Genomic DNA, 24,623 nt, shown 5'->3' with positions numbered 1-24,623 from the left:
TCATGGCCGACGGCATCATCGATGTGCAGTACTCCACGGTCCGGAACGCGATTGAGGAGCTGAAGGGCCAGACCCAGCAGATCATCACGACCCTCAACAACCTGGAGGACGAGCTGAAGCCGCTCGTGCTGTCCTGGGAGGGTGACGACCAGCAGATGTACCGCGGAGTCCAGGCGGAGTGGGACCAGGCCACCAAGAACATGGCCCTGCTCCTCGGCGACAGCGGTGACCTGGTCCAGAGCATCCACGACAACCACTCCCGTGACGAGCGCAGGAGCGCCGACAACTGGGGCAATGTGCGAGCTCGCTGAGGTCTTCCGTGCGGGTCGTGTCGGGGCGTCGTGCCCCGGCACGACCCGCACGGCAGGTCCCCGGGGCCGGCCGGACTCCTCTTCGTCCGGCCGGCCCGCGTTCCGTCCGGTACCGAACGGCAGGAGGACGTCCCATGGCTGGTGAGAAGGCCGACGTCAAGCATTTCGACCTCAAGCAGATGGAGAACTTCCGGGACAACGAGGTGCAGCCGGTTTACACCAAGGCGAAGAAGCACCGGGAGGACGGCGAGCCGCCCAACATCCGGCCGCTCGGTGACCTCATCGACGGGCACACCAGCCCGGACAACCTCGTGCAGGGCCAGCAGCTCCTGCGCATCGGCAAGATGGCCACCGAGACGCTGGTCTCGGGACCCAAGCTGATCGAGGGGGTCCGCACCGCGGCCGAGGCGATCGACAAGCTGCTCGGCGACCAGATGGACCTCTTCAAGGAGCTGCAGGAAGCGCTCACCGACACCATCGAAGAGGCCAACAAGACCAAGAACAAGAACCTGGACGCGATCGACGCCCAGACACTGCTGCAGACCTTCGAAGAGGTCGACACGCTCACCAGCGGGTCATCGGAGACAGAGGGCACCTGACTCCGGTGCCGCGTGTGGCGGGGACGCCTCAGCCGCTCAGCACACGCACGTGAGAAACACCCGGTTGTACCCCCGCGCGGACGGGCGGCAGGCCGGCGCGGACGACAACCGACCAGAAAGGGTGCCCGGTGGCCGATCGGTACGATCCCAACTCCGTCACCAACATCGACAAGTACGACGACACCGGCGCAGCGTCTGCCGACACCTGGGCCACCCTGGTCACCCACATCACCGGCTATCCCGTGCCGGACCGCGCCACCGTCTTCGACAAGCTCCGCTCCGACCACGGCGGCAAGCTCTTCCGGATGGACATCAAGGAGCGCAGCCTCAGCCTGCTCGTCAAGGACTCCGGCTTCCTGCAGAACAAGGGCGAGGACTACGACATATGGTTCTTCGACAGCGGCAAGAAGCGCTCCATCATGCAGGCCCGCATCGTCTTCGAGGGGCGGGTGAAGGCCGGTGAGGAGGTCATCTTCGCCGGTACCGACTCCGACGACGTGCACAACGTCCAGGTCCGTGAAGGCAACGAGTTCACGGACTACAACAAGGACAAGATGAGCACCATCCCGCTCGCCCAGTACATGAACGGGCCGCGGGCGGCGCTCCTCGAACTCCTCAAGGGCGGCACCCAGGACGCCCGGTTCAGCAACCTCGGTGTGGCCGAGGAAGCCGTGGTGGACCTGAACTCCTTCAACCGGACGGGCGACTCCTTCGACTTCGCGGCGAAGTTCTTCAAGGACCAGGCGCCGCTGCTGAAGGACTGGGAGGACCGCTTCGGCCGGGACGACGCCAGCTGGAAGGGCGAGGCCGCCGAGGTCTTCCGCAGCCTGCTGAAGAAGGTCCGCGAGAACTACGACAGCTACGTCGAGACCTTCAACTCCTCGCCCGGCACGGGGGACGAGACCGGAACGGGTAACACGGTCTACTCGCGGGCGCTCTCCCTGGGCCGCTCCTACCTGGTGGACGCCGCCAACACGCTGTTGTCCGCGTGGCTGACGTGGGCCAAGTCCCCGTACTACGACCCGCACCGGGTCCTGCGCTACGTCCTGGACGACCTCGCGCAGTGGGTGGACGCCGAGAACGTGGCCAAGACGGACATCAAGTCCTACACCAGCCGCTACACGACGACCGTGAGCCACAGCCCGCAGGCCGGTTTCTCCCAGGTGCACCCCGACTACGGGGACCTCTCCGACATCGCCAACTGGGCCAAGGTCGGCGACAAGGCGGTCGAGATCTGGAACAGGGGCGTCGACGATCTCCTGGTCACCCCCGCCCGCCAGGTCCAGTCGGCTCTGAACAACCACTTCCTCGACCTGGGCAAGGACTTCGCCGACAACGTACCCAAACCGAAGTCGACCAGCACGGCCTCGGAGGAGTACGAGGAGAAGAAGCTCGAGGAGGAGAAGGAGGAGATCAAGAAGGAGAACGCGGAGAACAAGCAGTACCAGGACGAGCTGCGCGAGGAACAGCGGAAGCAGCGCGAGGAGGACAAGAAGTACCAGGACGAGCTGCGCGAGGAACAGAGGCTGCAGCGAGAGGAGGACAAGAAGCTCCAGGACGAGCTGCGGAACGAGCAGAACCAGCAGCGCGAGGAGGACAAGAAGTACCAGGACGAGCTGCGCGAGGAACAGAAGCGCGAACAGGAGGAGGCCAAGAAGCTCCAGGAGGATCTGCGGAACGAGCAGAACCAGCAGCGCGACGAGGACAAGAAGTACCAGGACGAGCTGCGCGAGGAGCAGAAGCGCGAGCAGGAGGAGGCCAAGCGGGAGGCCGAGGAGCAGCAGAAGATCGTGGAGGAGAGCCTCGGCGGCCTCAACGATCCGAACGCTCCCAACACACAGAACCTCGACGACCTGTTCAACGTGCCGGTCACCGAGAGCAACGGTGATCTCGGCAACATCAACAACCCGAGCGGCGCCGACGACCTGAACAACACGATCACCGAGGAGCTCGGCAACCTCGGCGACGTGAACAACCCCGGTGGCGAGAACCAGTCGCCCGCAGGGGTCGTGCCGCCCGTCTCCCAGAACCTCGGCAGCCTCGGCAACCTCAACAACGGCCCCGGCGGGACGAAGAACGCCACCGACGCGGCCAACGAGGCGATCGCCCAGAACCTGGGCAACCTCGGTGACCTGAACGGTGGTGCCGGCGGCTCCCTGGACACGCCGACCGGGGGCAGCACCCAGCTCGGTGACAATGGATTGACCACGGACTTCCCGGACGGCAGCAGCACGCAGTTCGACCCGGACAGCGGTGTGCTGACCACCACGCATCCGGACGGCAGTGTCACCACGCAGAACCTGGGTGACGGCGCACGGGTGACCAACCCGGACGGGTCGGTGACCTCGCTGGGTGACGACGGCAAGCTGACGACGACGTTCCCCGACGGCACCAAGCAGGTCGTGGACCCGGCGACCGGCCAAGCGGTCTCCACCGCTCCCGACGGCACCGTCACGACCGAGAACCTCGGCAACCTCGGCGGTCTGAACAGCGGAAACGGCGGCCTCGGAGACCTCGGCGACATCAACTCCTCGCTGCCCACCGACTCGATCGGCGACCTGGGCAACCTCGGTGACCTGAACGGTGGTGCCGGTGGCTCCCTGGAGACGCCGACCGGGGGCAGCGTCGAACTCGGTGACAACGGTCTGACGACGGACTTCCCGGACGGCAGCAGTACGCAGTTCGACCCGGACACCGGTCAGCTGACCACCACGCATCCGGACGGCAGTGTCACCACGCAGGACCTGGGTGAGCTGGGGCAGGTGACCAACTCGGACGGGTCGGTGACCTCGCTGGGTGACGACGGCAAGCTGACCACCACGTTCCCCGACGGCACCAAGCAGGTCGTGGACCCGGCGACCGGTCAGGCCGTCTCCACCGCTCCCGACGGCACCGTCACGACCGAGAACCTCGGCAACCTCGGGAATCTGAACGGTGGTGCCGGTGGCTCCCTGGAGACGCCGACCGGGGGCAGCGTCGAACTCGGCAACAACGGTCTGACGACGGACTTCCCGGACGGCAGTAGCACGCAGTTCGACCCGGACACCGGTCAGCTGACCACCACGCATCCGGACGGCAGTGTCACCACGCAGGACCTGGGTGAGCTCGGGCAGGTGACCAACTCGGACGGGTCGGTGACCTCGCTGGGTGACGACGGGAAGCTGACCACCACGTTCCCCGACGGCACCAAGCAGGTCGTGGACCCGGCGACCGGTCAGGCCGTCTCCACCGCTCCCGACGGCACCGTCACGACCGAGAACCTCGGCAACCTCGGGAATCTGAACAGCGGGAACGGCGGCCTGGGAGATCTGGGTGGCCTCGGGAACCTGGACGGCCTGGAGACCCCGACGGGCGGGCAGACCGGACTCGTCGACGGCGACTTCGCCACGATGTTCGCGGACGGTGGCTCGACGCGCTTCGATCCGGAGAGCGGGATGCTGACCAGCACCGGTCCGGACGGCTCCACCGTGGAGACCGATCTCACCCACGGGGCGAGGGTGAACAACCCGGACGGCTCCACGACCTTCCTGGACGACGGCCAGCTGACGACCACCTTCCCGGACGGCAGCAAGCAGATCATCAACCCGGACACCGGCGTCGCCACCGTCACCGATGCCCAGGGCAGGACCGAGACGGTGGACCTGAAGGACCTCAACTCGTCGATTCCGACCAACAGTTCAGGAATCCTCGACGAGCTGGGTGGCCTCGGTGATCTGGATGGCCTCGGTGGTTCCGGCGGTGGCGGCGGTGGTGGCACCACCAGCCGCGACGTACCGTTCTCCGAACTGGGCCTCAGCGGGGGCCAGATGACTGCCGGTGCGGCAGGCGGCGGCATCCCGGGAGCCTCCTTGGACGGCATCGGGACGGGCCAGGTCGCCCCCCTCTCCGACAGTGCCACCGCCGGCGTGGGAACCCCGCTCGCTGCCGCCGGGGGCGCCGGAGGTGCCCCCGGTGCCCCCGGCACGCCCGGCAGCCCCGGGATGCCGATGGGCGGCGGCATGGGCGGCATGGGCGCCGGCGGCGAGAAGGGCAACGGCGAGCGCGTGCGTTCCGTCCTGGTCGACGCGGCGGAGGAGAGCGAGCGCCGCACCCGCCGTCGGCGCAGCCCGTGGAACCGGCAGGAGGACAGCGACACCTTCCTGTCCCCGGCCTCCCGGGTGACGACCACCGGCGGCGATTCCCCCGAGGAGCCGGCCGAGCCGGGCCGCAGGCCCACCACGTCCGCCGACTACCTCGAAGAGGACGCGGACGTGTGGGGCACCGAGGAGGGCGGCACCCCGTCGGTGATCGGCCGGTGACCACCACCCAGGTGCGGCCCCGATGGCGGTGAGAGCGGCCCGGACCGACCCCGGCTTCCACAGCGGGGTCGTCACCAGGCAAGATCAACACAGTGGCCGGTGACCGTGGCCGGACACGGCCCGGTGGGCGCGAGAGCACCCGGACGCACGGACAGACGGACGGAGAGGGAGGGAACGAGCATGACGGAACCGCTGGAGAAGCGCCTCGAGAAGGCCATGGCCGAACTGCAGTCGGCCCAGGAGGCGGTCGCACGCACCGAACGCGAGCTGCGGACGGCGTCGTTCGCAGCACTCTCCTCCGACCGTGCGGTCCGAGCCACCGCGGGCCCGCAGGGTGAGCTGACCGGGATCGACTTCCTGGAGAACAAGTACCGCGACATGTCACCGCAGGAGTTGGCCGCCAGCGTTCTGGAGGCCGCGAGCGCGGCACGCCTCAAGATGAACCGTCATGTGATGAAGGCGATGGCGCCCTTCGCCGAGCCCAGCAGCAACGTGCCGGAGCTGAAGGGCTTCGAGATGGACTGGGAGCGCATCTTCGGTCCCGAGGTGTTGCGCGAGGACGACGGGGACACGGCTCGCGATGCTCAGGCCGCGCCCGCCTGGCGGGACGCGATCGGCGAAGAGGGAGAGGACTGACGATGGGACAGCGGTACTACGTAGACCCGCATCGCATCGAGGCCCTGGCCAAGCAGCTCGAGGAGATCGGCACCCTGACCAGGAGCATGACCGAGGAGTTCCTCGACGAGCTGGCACCCACGGTCAGCTGGCCGGGCACGGAGGGCGAGTTCGCGGAGAAGGCCAAGCCGCAGGAGCAGAAGGAACGGCAGACCACGAAGGACACCATGCTGTCCATCCGTGACGCACTGGTGGGCATCACCGACGCCACGCTCGGCAACGTACGGATGATGAAGGACACCCGCGACCGCAACATCGAGAACGTCGAGCAGGGCACCAACCGCATCAACACCGATGGACTCGACGGCCCGGGCGGGCATGGGCGCCGCTGACCTCCGCGCCGCAGGCCGCTCCCACGCCATGACGGGAGCGGCCGCTCCGTCCTGCCCGCGCGGGCACGAGGACGGCCCCCGATGAGCATCCGGGTGTCGCCCGAGGTCAACGCGATGATCTTCATCCTCACCGGGGAGAGGCTCATGGACGCCGACGAGGATCTCGCGTTCGAGAGCCGTCGGCCGTACTCCGGCCTGGGCCGCAAGCTGGACAGGCTGTCCTCGCTGATCGACAAGTCGGTCCACGACATCGGCGAGTCCATGCCGGACGACCTCGCCAAGTCGTACAGCAAGGCGATGGGCATGCTCATCGACGACGGCGGCAAGAACTACCTGCGCGACTTCGCCGAGCAGCTCGACAAGATCGCCGAGGGCCGGCGGAAGACCTCCATGGACATCATGGAGTCCAAGTGGCAGGTCATCGCCGAGATCATCCGGCTGCTCATCGAGATCGCCATCTATCTGGCCATGTCCTTCTTCACCGGCGGCGCCTCGGCCAGTCAGATCATGCTGGCCAAGATGCGCAGCCGGTTCTTCATCCTGACCACGCTCAGCCACCTGCTCCAGCGGCTGCACCTCGCTCCCTCGCTGACCGAGGCGTTCGCCGAGGCGTTCACGACCTTCGCGGTACGGCTGGCGATGATGAACTTCGCCCCGGACGGCCGCCGCCCCGACGGCATCGACTGGAGCGACATCGGCAAGGCCGCCGCGTTCGGTGCCGCGGCGGGCTTCCTCACCAGCGTCTTCGACAAGTTCGCGCGCGGCATCGTCAAGAGCTTCGACAACAACTTCCTCAAGAACGCCCCGGACCTCGATTTCAAGAACCCGCCCAATCCGAAGAACACCCCCGACCTCGACCTGCCGAACGACCGACCGAATCCCCGGCCGACCCCCGAGCCGAACCCGAAGCCCGACCGCGACAGCCTCCTCGACGACCGCCCCGACCCCAACCCGTACGGGAACGGCCCCGGCCCTTCGAGCAACCCGCCGGTCACCTTCCGGAACAACCCGCTGTCCTTCCGGAACAACCCCGAGCTGTGGCGCAACAACCAGCTCCTGCGCTTCAACGCCGACCGGCCGGGTGCGCTGGCCGGGCACTACGGACTGAAGGGCACGGCGGACTTCCTCGCCGCCGGCTCCGGTGAGGCGCTCGCCGAGATCCTGATCAAGGGCGCCTTCGACGGTGACTGGTCGACCAGCTGGTCCACCTTCGTCGGCGCGGGCATCAGCAGCCAGGTCGAGGCGACGCTCAGCGACACGGCCGTGAACAGCGCCGCCGAGCTGCGTCACGTCATCGACAAGCTGCGCAACCCGCCGCCCACCGTGTCCGGCGGCACCACCGACTCCGGCGACGGTGCGTCGCGCTCCGGCGGCGGCTCGGACCGCGCCGACGGTCCCTCGCGTCCGGACACCACGGGCGGCGACGGCCCCACGCCCACCTCACTTCCCCCGGTCTCCCAGCAGACCACCGGACCGGGGTCCGTCACCGGCAGCCAGTCGCCTCCGCCGTACGTCTCCGAGAACCCGCCGCCGTACACGTCCCTGGACCCGCCGCCGTACTCACCGGGGCCGCTGCCGGTGACCGCCACCGAGAACGCGCTGTGGCAGCAGGTCCACCAAGGCCCGGCCGAGGTGCGTGAGCAGGCGCTGCGTGACCTGGCCGCCCTGCGCGGCTCCCAGCCGCCCGGCACCTCCGAGATCGGTGTCCGCGACAGCCTGCACGGCAACCTGTCGCAGCTGCCCGAGGTCCGGGTGGTGCCCGCCGGCGGCAGCCCCGCGAACCAGATCGACACGGACGAGGTCCGCCGCGCCCTCGACGGCTTCGGCACCCAGATCACCGTGGACGCCCCGATCGCGGTGGGCGCCACACCTGGCGCGGTGGACGGCGCGGTGGACGGGCCGGGTGCGGTGAACGGTGCCGGCACCTCCGGCAACACGTCCGGCACGGTCGGCAGTCCCGGCGCGGTGGACGGGCCGGGTGCGGTGAACGGTCCCGGCACCTCCGGCAACACCCCCGGCACGAACACCGGGACCCCCGCCGCACGTCCGACCGGGGACAACGCAGACCTTGTGGTGGACCACGGCGCGGACGCGACGCCGGAGAACGTGGAGAACGGGCCGGGCGCCGCGCCCGGAACGTCCCCTGAGAACGTCACCGTGGACGTTCCGGTGGATTCCGCTGTGACGTCGCCGACCCCGGAGGGCAACACGCAGGGGTCTCCCAAGGGCAGCGTCCAGGGTGCTCCGGAGGGCAACACGCAGGGGTCTCCCGAGGACAATGTCCAGGGTGCTCAGGAGGGCAACACGCAGGGGGCCCCGGAGAGCGAACTCCAGACGTCTCCTGGGGAAGCGGCGGGCCGGAACGACGACACGGCCGCCGTGCCGGGTGGCCAGGGGAACGCCACTCCCGTGGCCACCGGCGGCAGCCCCACGGCCTCCACCACCCCCGCAACGGGCAACGGCGCCCGACCGGGTGGCGTGCCCACGGCGGGCGGTGCCCCGACTTCCTCCGCCACGTCCCCGCAGGGCACCCGCACTCCGGAGGGCGCAGCTCCGGTGGACGGCTCGCCGACCACGACGGACGACTCCCCGCAGAGCACTCCCGCTCCGGAGACCGTCGATCCGAACAGGCCCGAGGCCACGACGGACCCCGAGGCAACGACGGCCCCTGGCGTCACCACGGGTCCCGGCGTCACCACGGCCCCCGGTGCGACGACGGACCCCGGTGTGACGACAGACCCTGGTGTGACGACAGACCCTGGTGTGACGACAGACCCTGGTGTGACGACAGACCCTGGCGGGCGCGTCCCTGCCTCCGTCGGCGACAGCACCACGGTGGACACCGCCACAGACCCTTCCGTCGCACCCACCACCGACACCACTCCCGGCCTCGCTGCCGACACCGTCACGGCTCCGCCGAAGGTGAGCACCGTCGGCTCGTTCACCGACTCCGACTCCGGCGATGTACGCGATGTCAGCGGCACCACCGACGTGAAGTCCGACCCCACACGCGCCGTGGACCCCGCCTCCACCACGGCGCCGCCCCTGACGATCGTGGTGTCGCAGGTGCCGCCGCCGGGTGAGGGGTCGCGGCAGGCGGCCGAGCTGCTGGACGGAGCCGGCACCGACCGGGCCGTGGTGCTCGGGCCGGCCGTCGCGCCCGACGGGACGGGACGCCCGGTACGCGCCGCGGTCGAGCTGACCCGCGAGGGGCCGGGAGCCCCGGTCCAGGTCCGCACCCTCACCGGCCCGACGCCCGCCGCGACGGCTGACGGCACCGTGGACACCGCGTTCCCCGGCGCGGACGTGCTCCTGCCGCTCGCCGACGCACTCGGCCCGATGCCCCGCCCCGCCACCCAGAGCACCGAGACCGGCGACGGCGTCCCGGCCGTCACCTCCACCGACACGCTCCCGCCGACGGGTCCCGCGGAGAAGGCGACCCCCGTACACGGCAACCCGGTCGTCCCGGACTCCACCACCGCCACGACGCCCGCCCCCGACAAGCTCGCCACCCTGTCGCGGCCCTGGAGCGAGTCGGCCACCGACGTGTACCTGGAGTCGGGCGACCGCGACAGCGACCGTGACGGAGCCGGCGGACGGGCTCCCGGCCCCGGCACGGGACACGGCACCGGTAACGGCGGCACCCCGCCCCCGCTCGCCCCGGTCACCGCCGAACCCTCCCCCACGACACAGCCCGTGGCCCTTCCCCCGCCCAAGGCCCGGATCGTCGTGCGCCCCGTGGACGGCGCAGCCACCACCGACGGCGACGGAGACGGGACCGGCAGGCCCACGAGCGAGCCCGCCGTCGTCACCCTGGACGGCCTCACGGTGCCCCTCAGCCAATTGCGGCGCCTGGTGTCGGACACGACGTCGCAGCCCCAGCCGGGCCGTGCCGTCCGGACGCTGACCATCTCGCAGAGCCCGGCCGAGGACGGCACGCGACGCGACGCGGGGCGCCGGGCGCTGCTCGGCCAGGACACGTTCCGCGGGGTACGCACCGTGTCCGACGACGGCTCCCCCTCCTCGTCCCCGCGAGTCGGGACGGACGCCGCCGCGGGTACCGAAGCCCAGCAGTCCGCCCCTCGCACCGTCTTCACCGGCCCGGCGGTCCCACTCCCCGGTGCGGGCACCGAAGAGGGCGCCGATTACTTCGTGGAACACGGCACCCCCCGTACCGTCACGCTCGGCACCGAGGACGCGGCGCTGCCCAGCGTGGAGGTCAGCGGTGTCCAGTTCGGGAAGGCGCTCAAGTTCTGGGCGGTGGACGGCGATGAGAACCGGCCGCTGGTGCTGTTCTCCTGCAAGACCGGACAGCAGCCGGCGATCGCGGGCCTGCCGGTGGCGCAGCACGCCGCGAACGAGACCGGTCGGTCGGTGTGGGCGCCGACCACCGAGGTGGGCACCGCCCGGGACCGGGACGGCGAGGTCCGCGCTGTGCTCACCGAGGGCGCGGACGGGCCGGGGCGCTGGCGGTTGTTCACCCCGGAACCCAAGGGCGCGGACCTGGACCGGGTGGCGCGCGACGCCGGTCTGCACGCGGGCCCCGGTCCGGCCGACCCGTTCGCCCGGGCCCGCACCCTCCAGCAGATCCGTACACTGCGTGACGCCCTCGGAACGGACGCCGAACAGCGCCCCGAGAACGTGGAGTTGCTCGCCGGTCTCGCCTACGTGGACGGTCTGCGCTGGCTGAACGCGGACAGCGCCGCCCGTTACGGTGACGGCCGCATGACCCCGGACCTGCTGCGCCGCATGGTCACCGACTGGCACGCCGCCACCGGTGCCACGACGGCCGACCCGTCCGCCGACCCCACTGTGGAGCAGTACACGGCGTTCCTTCGCGCGGCGGCCGGATTGCGGGCCGGTGCCGGGCCCGAGACCACGCTCGTTGACCTGCTGCCCCCGCCGCCCGTCCAGCTGTCTCCGACCGCGTTGGTCTCGCGGGAGGACGTGCGGGGACTTTCCTACGCGCCGTCGGCGGAGGTGGCCTGGTCGTTGTCGAGCGCTCCGCTGCCGCTGTCCGAGCTGGCCCTCGGCCCCGAGGACACCGCCGAACTGGCTAGGCGCCTGAACGACCCGGCGCCCACGACCACCGGCCGGCAGGAACAGCCGACGCCCGAGCCGCTGAAGGCCGGTGAGGTCGATTCGTATGCGGCGCGTCATGTGTACGGGATGGCGGAGAAGGGGTTCAAGGAGTTCCGTGATCTGGCGCGGGACAAGAACGTGGTCATCGATGTGCGGCCGACGAATCCTCTGGCTCCGAAGTGGCTCGAGGCGGGGGCGTTGCCGAAGCCGGCGGAGATCAAGGCGAAGACGGTCGACGATGTCGATGTCCTTCTGGGTGCTGATCCCGCGGTTGTCGGGCTCGTGGGTTATTTCAAGCCGGTGCTGGCTGATGTGGAGGCTGTTCCGGAGGGTGATCGGGACAGGGTCCTGTCGCGTTTCAATCAGCGGTCGACGGAGTTTCACGAGCTCGCCGGGAAGATGGCGGGTTTCGAGGCGGAGAACAGGTTCGTCGTCCGGGACGGTGTGGTCCACGGGAGGAGGCCGGACGGTGAGTGGCGTCCGCTCACCGGTGACAACGACGTGTTCGACATCTCGACGCCTGACGGGGTGCGGGTCACGCTGCCGGAGCATGATGCGCTGATCGAGGAGATGCGGGCGAGGGACATCGCCGTGATGCACGGCGCGCACATGTTCTGGAATCCGCCGACGGCTTTCGACAAGTCGGTCTTCGACAAGATCGTCGGTTCTCATCAGGGGCCGGACGGCGAGCCGTTGCTCCGGTTCCGCCGGGAGAGCAACAACGCCGAGCTCACCTGGACCGAGCCGCTGAAGGCCGGTGAGGTCGATTCGTATGCGGCGCGTCATGTGTACGGGATGGCGGAGAAGGGGTTCAAGGAGTTCCGTGATCTGGCGCGGGACAAGAACGTGGTCATCGATGTGCGGCCGACGAATCCTCTGGCTCCGAAGTGGCTCGAGGCGGGGGCGTTGCCGAAGCCGGCGGAGATCAAGGCGAAGACGGTCGACGATGTCGATGTCCTTCTGGGTGCTGATCCCGCGGTTGTCGGGCTCGTGGGTTATTTCAAGCCGGTGCTGGCTGATGTGGAGGCTGTTCCGGAGGGTGATCGGGACAGGGTCCTGTCGCGTTTCAATCAGCGGTCGACGGAGTTTCACGAGCTCGCCGGGAAGATGGCGGGTTTCGAGGCGGAGAACAGGTTCGTCGTCCGGGACGGTGTGGTCCACGGGAGGAGGCCGGACGGTGAGTGGCGTCCGCTCACCGGTGACAACGACGTGTTCGACATCTCGACGCCTGACGGGGTGCGGGTCACGCTGCCGGAGCATGATGCGCTGATCGAGGAGATGCGGGCGAGGGACATCGCCGTGATGCACGGCGCGCACATGTTCTGGAATCCGCCGACGGCTTTCGACAAGTCGGTCTTCGACAAGATCGTCGGTTCTCATCAGGGTCCTGACGGCCAGCCGTTGCTCCGGTTCCGCCGGGAGAGCAACAACGCCCAGCTCACCTGGACCGAGCCGCCCGGACGACCTCCGGGCCTGCCTGCGACGGCGTCGGTCTCGCGGGAGGACGTGCGCGGACTCTCCTACGCGCCCTCCGCGGAGGCGGCCTGGGCGTCGTCGAGCGCACCGCTGCCGCTGTCCGAGCTGGCCCTCAGCCCCGAGGACACCGCCGAGCTCGCCCGCCGCAGACCCGATCTGCTGGTGCCGTCCGCGCAGCACCGGGCGGAGAGCCTCGCCGAGAGTCTGGCCCTGTTCGACAAGGGCAAGGGCCCCGTGACGACGCCCGACCCGGCGGACCTCGTTTGGGCGCAGGGCCGCGCCTTCCGACGGGTTGACGTCCCGGGTGACGGGAACTGCCTCTTCCGGGCGGTGCTCGACAGTGCGCGCGGTCGCGACGTGCCGCCCGCCTGGGCCGCGCGGAACATCGCCGGGCTGCGCGGACTGGTGCGTGACCGCGTCGCCGGGTCGGAGCTGGGCACCGTCGCCGACGCCCTCGTGCCGGACCCGGTGTTCACCGTGGTGGACGACCTACGGATACGCGCGCTGGCCGGCGTGACCGACGCGGACGAGCAACACAGGATCACCGAAGCCTGGAACAACGTCGCGCAGGCGGTCATCACCGACGGCGACGCCGACCGGTGGCGGCAGATCCTCGCCGACAGCGACTACCCGCAGCTCGCCCAGGTGGCGCCCACCCCCGCCGACGCGCGTCGGCTCGGCGGACGCGGCCTGCTCGCCGCGGCCGCGGAGCGGTCCGGACTGTGGTCGTCCCCCTTCGCCGACCTGCTCCCGGACGCGCTGGCGCACACCCTCGACCTCGATCTGCGTCTCGTACGGCCCGACCCGCAGACGACGGGCGCGCTCCTCGTCACCGAGCTGCACCCGGGCGGCACCGGCGGCACCCTGCATCTGGCGTACAACGGAAGCGATCACTACGACGCGCTGGTCCCCGCCCCGGAGCCCGCCCCGGACCCGGAAACCACGCCCGAGCCGAAGCCGAAGCCGGACCCGGAAGCGAAGCCGAAGCCGGACCCGGAAACCGAGCCCGAGCCGAAGCCGGACCCGGACCTCGTCACGCCCCCCGTGCCACCGGTCTCCCAGCAGCCGGACGGTTCCGACCCGTTCGGGGAGTGGCTGCGCAGCATGGCCGGGATCACCGGTTCCGACGATGCCGGGACCCCTGACCGGGGCGACCCGGTGCCACTGGAGACCCAGCTCGAACGGCACCGCCCCGCCCGTCTGCTGACCGGCGACGACGTCCGTCCGCCGGGGCCGGCCCCGCGCACGGTCACCTTCGAGGACGGCAGCAGGCTGCCCTCCGTCCTGATCAGGCCGGGCGCCGACCCGCGTGACACCGCCCCGGCCGGGGCGCCGCGGGGCGCGCGCACCGGGCTGCTCACCGGCCCCGGCACGCTCACCCTGCGCTCGCCCGAACTGGTGGCGCGGGAGATCCTCGACAAGCTGCCGGCCACGACGCGGGCACGCTTCGACGAGGCGGAGCTGCTGCGTCTGCTGACCCACCACCCCTCGGCGTTCACCGCCCCGCGCGGCGCCCGCATCGTGGGCCGGGAGAAGTCCGGGGTCGGCCTGGAGATGACGGTCGAGGCCATCCCGTACCACCGGTGGGAACGCTTCTCCGACGTCGGCGGTGCCACGGTCCGGGTGGACACGATGCGGCGCGGGCAGGCCGGTACGGGCGGCGGCCGCAGCGTGGGCTTCGGGCGCCGTATCGCCGGCGGCGTGGGCATGGGGCCGCCGCTCAACTGGCTGCTGAAGATCGGTACGTCACTGGGCTGGAGCCGCAGGACGGACTACTCCCAGGGCACCTCGGCGTACAACCAGGCCGAGCACCGCGCCCACGAGGGCTCGCACCTGCACCTGGACGACGTCCACTACCGGGTGCGGGTGGAGCGGGTCACCGAGGCGCCCAAGGCCACCGAGGCGCCCGAGGCCATCGGGACCGACACCGTGACGACCGGTCCCGTGGCGAAGCCGCGTTGGCAGCGCACCCAGGTGCACACCGCGGAGTTCGGCATGCGGGACGGGCTGACCTGGCGGCTGCCGGACGACCTCACCGTGCCGTTCACGGGGCCCCGCCGGGCACCGGAGACACTGACGTTCCCGGACGGGGTGGAACCGCGGCTGAACGACTCCACCGCCCTTCACCTGACGACCCCGCCGGAGGACATCGCGCTGGCCCTCTCCGGGGCCCGACCCGGCAGTTCGGCGCACCGCACGCTCGTCTCGTACGTCCGCCCGGGGAGGCTGCTCGGGCTGTTCGGGCGGCTCACCGGGCCGGTCAGCGGCCCCGAGCTCACCCGGGGCAGCGGCCAGCACCCGATGGGGCACCTGGTCGTGGAACGCTCGGTGCCGCACCGGGCCGTGCTGGTCACCGAGTCGGTCAAGGCGGAGGTGCGCGACCTCACCCAGACCACGTACCAGAACCAGCGCGGTCACGTCCGCGACACCAAGTTCGGCTTCCAGGTCACCGCCGGTCCGAACTACACGCTGCCCGGGCTCGAGACCGACGTACGCCTCCAGGGCGGCCCGCTGGTCCGCGCGGACCTCGGTGTCGGGCGGGGCCACTACCTGGGCACCGACGCGGCCCGCAAGGTCACCGGCCGGGTCCGCAACCATCCGATGGCGCTCTACCAGGTGGAGCGCACCCTGATGGTCCGCAAGGCCGGTGAACCGGCGTCCGCGGCCCGGCCGGTGCGGGTGGTCAGCCTGGACTGGATCTCCACCCAGGACGCCCGCCGGCTCGCGGGCTGGGACAGCCGTACGCCCGGCCGCACCGGACCGAACCCGGACGCCGAGCCGCCCGTGCCGTGGTACCTCACCCGAGAGGACCCGGTCCACCTCGGCGGCCAGGTCCGCGCGGAGGGCTTCCGCCCGCAGGCGCGCGCCGGGACACAGCCGCCGACGACGCAGCAGACGCCGCCGCCCGTCACCGATCAGCAGTCACCGCCGCCCGTCACCGATGAGCAGGCGCCACCGACGACCCAGGAGCAGGCACCCCCGACGGCCGGCCGGCAGACGCCGCCCCCGGTCCAGCAGCAGCCCGCCCCGCAGGACGGCACCACCCCGCAGGACGGCACCGTCGCGCCGGACCCCATGCGGGTCTTCACGGACGCCGTCCTGGACACCCTGCACCGCTCGTACCCGTCGATGTTCGTGCCGCCGATGATGCTGAAGCACCCCAAGCTGGCCCGGTTCTGGTACGGCGACGGGCGGTTGCGGACCGCCCTGCACAACGACCGGCAGGTACGCGAGGCGCTGAACCGGCCCACCCTGACGCAGAGCCTCGACGAACTGACCACCACCGGGGTCCCGGTCACGCTCACCGAGGACGGCATGGTGCGCCGCGGCCACCACACGCTGATCCTGCGGGCCTCGCTGACCGACCGCCGGTTCGAGACCACCATGAGCGAGCGGTCACTGCGCAACGCGGTGATCGGCAACGAGGTCTCCGGTCAGGGGCAGCAGGACTCCAGCACGTACTCCGCAGGCCTCGAGGTCGGCGTCTCGCCGCGCGACCACGACAAGGTGCCCGGACCCGATCTGCCGCGCCGGGCCGGCAACGTCTCGTTGGGCGCCCGCTACGCCCGCACCTACCAGAAGGCCACCCGGAACACGGTCACGGTCGCCCACGACCACCTGACGTTCCAGAACGGCGCCGATCTCTACAGCTACCAGGTGGAACTCGGCGCGACCTTCGAGGGCCACCGCCGGCCGCGCGGCTGGGCCCGGCTGCTGACGGTCGGTCTGCTCGGCGCGGGCGTCTTCGTCAGCAAGGTCGAGGAGCGCCCCCTGTTCAGCCGGGGCACGGAGACCGTGGGACGGGTGGAGCTGGCCGTGCCCGCCGCCCACGGATCCGACCGCCACGCGCCGGCCGACCCGCCCGCCGACGGCACGACACCCGCGCCGGCACCCGCCCCCACGCCGCAGCGCCTCTCCGCCGCGGAGGCGGACCAGCTCCTCGACGGCACCCGCCCGCTGCCCAGGGTGGACTCGGACGGCCGACGGCTCGTCCGGCAGCTGCTGAGCGCACCGCACGTCGTGCTCAGCGCCGAGGGCGGCCCGCAGCGCCAGCAGCTGATGCAGGACACCGCCGACCGCGCGTCGGGCGCCACCTGGCACGTCAGCGCGCCCGGGGCGCCGGTGCGCACCGCGCTGCGCCGGGCGATGGCCAACCTCGGTGTGGCCGGTCAACTGGGCCAGTACCTCGGGCCGTTCGGCTCCCGGATCGCCGGACTCAACGGCGCCGGGCCGTTCCGGACGCACTACCTGAAGGCCGCGGTCCGCGGTGAGCTCGACAACCTACGGGTCAAGAGCGATCCGAAGCCGGCCAGCCTCGAGAGCACCATCGCCAACGACCACCGGGTCGTCGGCAGCACGAGCACCGTCTCGCGCACCACACTGGGCGTGCAGGGCGGCTACATGCCGTTGCAGCAGCTCCCCGGCAAGGAGCCGGTCGTCGGCTCGTACTCCTCCGCCCTCCAGTACGCCTGGGGCAAGGGCCGCGGATTCTCGCAGGCCCTGACCCGGGGACGCAGCACCACCGTGACCTTCGCCGGGCGGATGTACCTGGTGGTCGCCGACGCCACCGAGACCGTGGCGGTGCGGGACCGCTGGACGGCCGCGGTGGGCACGGTCGGCACCCGTGCCGGGGGCCGCCTCAGCTCCGTCGCCGGGAAGGTGTCCAAGAGGCTCGGGCGCGGTCTGTCCCCGCGCCGGGCCGCCGCCGCGCTCCAGCGGATCCGTGACGCGGTGATGTTCCACCTGCCGATGCAGGACGCCATCGAGGCCGGGCTGGCCCCCGACGGGCTGGGCCCCACCACCCCGAAGAACCTCGGCGGCGGCTACCGGGTCCCGGGCTTCCTGCGCGGCCGGCGCTTCCCGACCCACCCCAGCGGCCAGCTGGACGCGAGCCGGGCCGCGCAGGTGCTGCTGCCGCGCCTGGAGAAGATCGGTGTGCCCTCGCACGACCGCGAACAGGTCCTGCAGCGGCTCTCGCCGGACTTCCTGCGCGCCCACCTGCACGAGCTGACCACCGAGGGGATGAGCCTGCCGGTCCGCTACCGCGCCTGGACCAGCCCGCACCTGCTGCCGGTCGGGGGCAGCCCCGGGCAGGTCCGGTTCAGACTGACACCGATCACCACGACCGTGCAGCGGCTGCGCACCGGGTTCGAGCTCGAGGACTACCGCAACATCACCCGTGACGACGCGGACAACACCCACCAGGACCGTGGCGCCGACCTCACCCTGAGCGCCGGCGAGCGCGCGGCGGAGAACGGTGTGCTCATCGCCAACCCCTCGCTCCAGGGAACGGCGGCCAAGCAGCGGGCGAGCAACCGGACCGAGACCGTGGGCACCACCTCCATGCCGAACATCGCCACCACGCAGGCGCACGCGGAGATCGTCACCGGCTACACCCTGACCGTCACCATGACGGACGCGGCCGGTGACCCGCTCGCGCCGCGTGCGGTCGCCCAGGTCGGCACCCTCAACGAGATCGCCCCGGCGGGTCTGCTCACCCCGGTGGGCGACGGCGACGACGGAGCGGTCACCGAACAGGACGTGCCCGAACCGGACCGTTCGGTACACCTGCTGACGGCCGAACAGGCCCTGCCGGACGGCATCGCCGCCTGGCGTGCCTCCGACGACGGCACGAGCGGCCCCGACCCCGACGTCCTGCCCTTCGACGACCGGATCGGCTCCGGCATCCTCGCCGTCGACATGCGCGGCGCGACGGGCGTGAACGACGCGCTGACCCTCGCCACCGCCCGCGCCGACGGCCTGGGCGATTCGGACCTCGGCAGCCGGCACACCGGCAAGGTCCTCGCCTCGCGCGTACGCATGGCCCGCCACACCCCGCTCACCGGCCTGGGAACGGCCCCCGCGCAGGCTCAGGCGGAGGCCACCTCCCAAGGGGGTCTGACCGCGGGATTCCGCGAGGCGCTCGGCGCGGGCGGCTCCCAGCTGCCCGTCCAGTCCTCCGCCCGTCTGTTCGGCCAGTCCCACACCGCCGACTCCCGCCTCTACGCGAAGATGCACCGCCGCGGCGCGCGGCTCCTCGCCGTGGAGAGCAAGCCCCGCATGGAGGCCATGCAGCGGGCCAAGACCTCCGACGCGCTGGAGGCCGGCATCACCGACAACGTCGAGGGCATGGCAGGCACCGCGCCGCTGGCCGGCAACAGCAACGCGGGTATGACCAATCCCGGTGGCGCGGTACCGATCGGCGGCTCGAACGACGGCACCACGCTCAAGGGCGCCACGGACACCACCCTGGGCACCCACGTCAAGGTCGTCACCGACCGCAGCATGCTGTTCGCGGTGCCGGTGACCTGGTTGGCGGTGGCCGAGGTGGACCACCGGATCACCGACAGCCGCCCGTTCCGCGCCCTCGGAGCGGCCCGGCGGGGACCGCGCGCCGCCGAGGCCGCGACCACCGCGCTGATCTGGCTGCGCGAGGACATCGCCCGCGACTACGGCCTCCTGGACGACAGCTCGTTCCCGGCCGAGGCAAGCACCGCCTGGGACGACATGGCCAAGGCGGCCGCCGACCTCGCCACGGCGGAGAAGGAGTACTACGACGCCCGCGCGCGGGCCCGTGAGGCCTGGCTCTCCCTGAGCCCGGCGGAGCAAGGCACGCTCGGCGACCCGCCCCTGACGACCGTGCTGCCGCGGGAACTGTCGCAGTCCCCGACGGTCATCACCTGGCAGGCCGCCCGCGCAGACGTACGGCTCTGGGAAGGCCGCACCGACGCGGCCGCCGCGGACCACCACCGGCTGCACCTCGCCGCCTCCCGTCTCACCTCCCACCACCAGGGCTCGGCGTCCGTCCCGGTCGCGGACGCGCCGCAGGAGTACACGGCGCCGGGATGGCGGTCCGAGGCGCCGGAGCCGTACGGGATCACCGACGCCACCGGCTCCGTCCCGCGCACCCTCACCTCGCCGGACGGCGCCACGGTGCGCGAGGTGCACGACGTGCCGCACGACGGCGCCTCGTTCTTCCACGCGCTGCTCGCCGCCGCCGACGTCAGGGGCCAGCTGCCCCGCCTGCTCGGCGGCGACCTCGCCGAACGCTTCGCGGAGGCCCCCGGCGACCCGGTGGTCGGCGCCGAGGCCATCCGCGCCGCCCGTGACCGCCTCGCCTGGGCCCTGGGTGAGGACGGCAACGAGGATCTGCTCGACGCCCTCGCCCTGGATGCCGCCGACACCTTCACCCAGGCCGAACTGGATGGCGCGGGCGTGGTGCTGACCACAGCACAGCAGGCCGAGTTCGACGCCTTCGGCCGTCTTCCGCTGACGCTCTGGCCGACGCCCGACCAGCGTGTGGCGCTGGCGACCGCCGCCCTGTCCCGTCCGTTCACGAGCGAGCCGTCCGGCACCGGTCGGCCGGAGGGCGCTCCGGCCCCGCCCGAGCGCCGCGCCGGGGACCACGGCGGCGCCGACCTGCTGCCCGCCCTCGCGGCGCGGGTCCTCGGTACCCCGCTGACCGTGGTGACCGGTGAGGGCCGCGATCAGCTGTTCCTCCCGCACGGCACCGATCCGGCCGCCGTCGATCCGGCCGCCGACCCGGTGCTGTTCTCCACCGGGGGCTTCTTCCACGCCGCCCTCCCACCGGGCTCACCCGCCCCGGCCACCGGCGCGCTGCCCGCCCCGACGGCCACCGGTACCACCGGCAGTGACGCCGGGGTCACCACGACCGCGCAGCCGGCCGCGCACCGCAGCCACACCACCGCGCCCTGGCTGCCGCCGGCCGACAGCAGCGGGCCCCGCTACCGTCTCGCACGCGACGGCGTCCTCACCGCGCCCGACGGGGCCACCTACACCCAGGGAACGCCCACGGGACGAGGCAACGGCTTCTTCGGCGCGCTCTCCACGGCCCTGCGCGACGCCGCCGGCCTGCCGGGGACGGACCGCCAGGACGCCGCCCGGCTGCGGATGCGCTCCGGGGCGATGCCGACCCAGCTCATGCGGCTGGCCGGCCTCCCGGGCGACCCGGCCGAGCGGGACGCCCTGTTCGCACCCCCGCCGCTCGTACCGCGCCGCGGTGCTCCCACGCCGAGCAAGGACGCCCTGGAGGGGCGCCTGCGCCGCCACCTCGCCGAGGCCCCCTGGGGCCCCGGGGCCGACCGGGCGGTCGCCGAGTGGGCCGCCGGCGCGACCGGCACCACCGTGACCCTGATCGAGGAGAACGGCACCGCCCACACCTACCCCGGCCCGGCCGGCGACAGCGGTCCGCACATCCGGCTCCGCCGCCGCGGCGGCGACTTCGTCCCGCTGGTCCCGCGCACCGCGGCGACCGGAACGGGAACCGAGGCCACGCCGGTGAAGGGGCCGCAGACCGACGGCACCACGCGGCACACCCCGACGACGCAGGTCACGTCGTCCTCCACCGTCCCGCCGGTGGCGGACCAGGAGACGCCGGTCCCGCCGCCGCTCCACGAACCCGCCTCCGACCCGCTGTCCCCGTCGTCGGCCCCCGGCGGAACGCCGGGTCTGCAGGGCGAGGAGGAGGCGTACGAGCTGGACACGCTGTCCGGCCGGCCGCGCCCCTCGCAGTCCGACGCCGCGGCGCTGGCGCAGTTCCGGTTCACCGACGACACCAGCGAATCCGAGAGCGATTCCGAGTCGGAGTCCGATTCCGACTCCGACTCGGACTCCGGCAGCGAGGACGGCACCACCGGGAGCACCCACGAGGCCTGGCTCGACCTCCTCTTCGGACCCGCGGTCCGGGACGACTACTCGCCCGAGATGCTCGTCGGCACGGCGCTGTCGCTGCGGGAACTCGCCCGGAGGGCCCCGCAGCCGGCCACCGGTGCCCGCGACCCCATCCGCGACCTGACCAGGCGTGTGCTGAACCTCGGCCCCGACGTCGCGGTGAGCGGGCAGCACCTCCTGCTCCTCGGTTCGCTGGCCCTCGGCGCGTCCCCGGCCGAGCTGGCCGACGAGGGCGCCCTCGCCTCGCACCTGCGGCGGCACGACGCGGCCCTGGACCGCAGCACCGCGCTGGTGTCGCAGGACGCCACCGTGCGCAACTGGACCGGCACCGGGGACCAGGTGCCGCCCCTGGACTCGTACGCCGTGGAGGGGGACGACGGCCGGGTGAGCACCTGGCCCGCGCCGTGGTCCGACCCGTACGTGGTCCTCGCCCAGGACAGCGAGGAAGCGGTCCTGCTGAACACGCCGCGCGGCACGTTGACGCTGGACGACCTCGGGGACTTCGCCCAGCTCGTCGCACGGGACCCGGCGAGGCCCGCGGACGCCGACGTCGTCCTGGCCTTCCCCCACCCGGACATCGAGGACCTGGCGCGGTACGTCGCCGAGCTGACCGGTTCCAGGGTCTGGTACTCGGAGCACGCCCCCCGCCCGTCCACCGACTGGCGGACCGGCACCGAGCGCATCACGCTGGGCCCCGCCGGGGACGACGTCGGCAGGGTGTGGAAGTCCGTCCAGCCGGCCCAGGACGCGGACGGCGCGGGCGACTTCGACGAGCTCATCGGCCTGTACGAGGACGACTCCGACGAGGACGACTCCGACCGGGCCGACTCCGGCCGGGCCGACGGGATCGCGGCGCGCCGGCCGGACCCGCTGACCACGACGGACTACGGCGTCGTGGACGACAGCGGCGAAGGAGTGCTGTTCCGCAGGCCCGGGGGCATCGGCGGCCGCTGGCAGACCCCCCGGGCGCTGAGCGGTACGGAGGACGCCCCCGAACTGGCCATGTCCGTGCAGGAGTACGGCAACACGCTCGTCAGCGACCGGCCCGCCCTGCGGATCTCCCCGGACCGCACGCTCGCCGTCGAGGACGGTGCCCACGGGCAGCAGGTCTTCGCCACGGAGGAAGCCGTCGCGAGCGCCTCCGTCAAGCTGTCACGTGCGGGCCTCGCGGTGCGGCTGCGGGCCGATCAGGAACTGAGCATCATCCTGCCCACCCCCGACGGGGGCAGCAAGCGACTGTTCCGCGTCACCCCCGTCTTCCTGACCCGTTCCGGTCAGTCCACGGAGGAGATCTGCCGGGACTTCGCGGACATGCTGGCCGACGGTGCCCGCACCTCGCACATGGTCTTCCGCGGTCCGGGGGGCGGACCGGCGGTCACGGCGCCCGTCAACGCCTCCGACGGCGCGGAGGTCACCGGCACCCATCACCTCGCCGACACCCTGAGCCACGTCGCGGACGGTGACATACCGGCGGAATCCGCGGATCCGGCCTGGGCGGCCTCCCTCGCCCGCCGGGACGACCGGCCCACCGGCGGCGACGGGGGTCCGCTGCCCGGCCGCGCGTACGGCAGCGCGCTGAGCCTCGACCAGCCGGACGACCCGCGCCGCGACGCCCTGTCGGACGCCGCACGCCGGATCGGGGTCAACGAGCACGCGTGGGCCGACATCGGCGAGGGCTACGTCGTCCAGTCCGTCGCGGCGGCCGGCGCACAGGGCCAGCCGAGCCTGGAGCAGAATTACGCCAAGCCGCAGAACGCCGCCGGAGGCGCGCACTTCGGCTACCACTTCGCCACGGTCGTCCTGGCAAGCGAGGACGGCAGCCACCAGATCTCCCTCGAGAACCACGCGCGTTCCTCGGTGCGCAACCACCGGCACCGCAGGACGGTCCGGGCGAACCTGGACTCCCTCACGGTGGACGAGATGCGGGAGAACGCGGCGCTCCTGCGCCAGGCGATCGAGGGGCGGCAGGAGACCGGGGACGACGAGCACCTCACGGAGCTGCGCGGCCACCTCGACCTGACCCTGGCCATGATCAGGGCCGGCCAGGCCCGTACGGAGATGCTGGCGGCGCCGGCCGGGTCGCCGGAGCGCGCCGCGGCCGAGCGAACCCTGGAGGCGGCCACCCGCGCGGCCGCGGCGCGCGTCGGACAGCTCGAAGCGGTCATCCCGGGCAAGCGGCAGTGGTACATGCGGATGTACGCGCAGCGTCCGGGGGAGTCGGCCCACGACACCAACGCGGAACTGCTGTCCGACAAGCCCTCCGCCGAGGCCAACCCGTTCACCGCCGTCGTGCTCCGCGGCCAGCTGGCACTGCCGGTGTCCGTCACCTTCGCCAAGGACGCGCAGCAGACGCCCGAGAGCGCGAAGCACCCCGTCCGGCACCTGGCCAAGGTGGTGGCCAGGACGGGGCTGTGGAACGCCGCGAACGGCCTGCCGCTGCCCGACGTCAGGATCAGCGGCGTGCGCGGGGGCCGCCTCCTCGGCCGGGACCTCACCAGGACACGTGCCGAGGCGGTCGCGGACTCGTTCCGGCAGGAACTCGCCGACGCTCTCGCGGAGTACCAGGAGGGAACCCCGCGACCGCACCTCACCGCGGACCGCTTCACCCTGGAAGCCGTCGCCGTGCGCGGCCGCCGGCCCTCCACCGGAGACGCGGGTACCGCCACCGTCGACATCACGGTCGACGACCACCGCGGCGGGCCCCGGGACGTCGCCACCCGCGGTCCGCGCGGCGGTTCCCAGCCGCGCCTGCCGGGCGGCTCCCGCGACGACGGCCTCGACCCGGTGGCGGAGCAGTGGCCCATCGGCCGCCCGGTCACCGTCATGCGGCCCCGCTACGGCGTCGACCCGGGCTTCGTCGTGTCCGCCGCCGACGTACCCGACACGAGCACACCCGCGACGGGTACACCCGCGGACGCCGGGAAGGGCAAGGCCCCGGCCGTCCCGGACACGGACGACGCACCGGCCACCGCGGGACCCCGGCCGAACCGGTGGTTCACGTACACGCGTTCCGCCGAGTCCCGCTCGGAGCCCTTCCGCTACGAGGTCGCCGACACCGGCCACATCCGGCTCCCCGGAGGGGACGAGATCCCGCCGACCGGGTGGACCAGGTTCGGTCACGACTTCGTCCACGGGACGGGCGCGATCCTGCGGGGCGAC

General features: G+C 72.1%; 6 protein-coding genes (1 of these 6 cut by a window edge). All 6 read left to right on the top strand.

Annotated elements, in window-relative coordinates; all coding sequences use genetic code 11:
- The first annotated feature begins 2 nt into the window (after positions 1-2).
- Positions 3-311: a WXG100 family type VII secretion target gene (locus LWJ43_RS07220; RefSeq protein ID WP_277331467.1), complete on the top strand. Its 309-nt coding sequence runs from the start codon at positions 3-5 to the stop codon at positions 309-311.
- A gap of 134 nt (positions 312-445) precedes the next feature.
- The gene (locus tag LWJ43_RS07215; protein ID WP_277331466.1) at positions 446-910 is read left to right on the top strand and encodes a type VII secretion system-associated protein; all 465 of its coding nucleotides are present in this window, start codon (positions 446-448) and stop codon (positions 908-910) included.
- A gap of 128 nt (positions 911-1,038) precedes the next feature.
- On the top strand, positions 1,039-5,208 hold the full coding sequence (locus tag LWJ43_RS07210; RefSeq protein ID WP_277331465.1) for an AAWKG family protein: 4,170 nt from the start codon (positions 1,039-1,041) through the stop codon (positions 5,206-5,208).
- Between the two features lie 180 nt (positions 5,209-5,388).
- Positions 5,389-5,844 carry a YbaB/EbfC family nucleoid-associated protein gene (locus LWJ43_RS07205; protein ID WP_277331464.1) on the top strand — a complete coding sequence of 152 codons (456 nt, stop codon included), beginning with the start codon at positions 5,389-5,391 and terminating at the stop codon, positions 5,842-5,844.
- 2 nt (positions 5,845-5,846) lie between these two features.
- Positions 5,847-6,215: a hypothetical protein gene (locus LWJ43_RS07200; RefSeq protein ID WP_031098241.1), complete on the top strand. Its 369-nt coding sequence runs from the start codon at positions 5,847-5,849 to the stop codon at positions 6,213-6,215.
- Positions 6,216-6,296: 81 nt separating this feature from the next.
- A protein-coding gene (locus LWJ43_RS07195; protein WP_277331463.1) for a lonely Cys domain-containing protein crosses the window boundary here: on the top strand, positions 6,297-24,623 show its 5' portion. 19,455 nt of this gene lie beyond the right edge of the window; the window shows 18,327 of its 37,782 coding nt (coding positions 1-18,327); its start codon is at positions 6,297-6,299; its stop codon lies off the right edge, out of view.

Origin of the sequence: Streptomyces sp. JH34, assembly GCF_029428875.1 — a bacterium.
Classification (GTDB): domain Bacteria; phylum Actinomycetota; class Actinomycetes; order Streptomycetales; family Streptomycetaceae; genus Streptomyces.
Note: the sequence above shows the minus strand (reverse complement) of the source record. Positions and strands in the feature narration are given on the sequence as shown.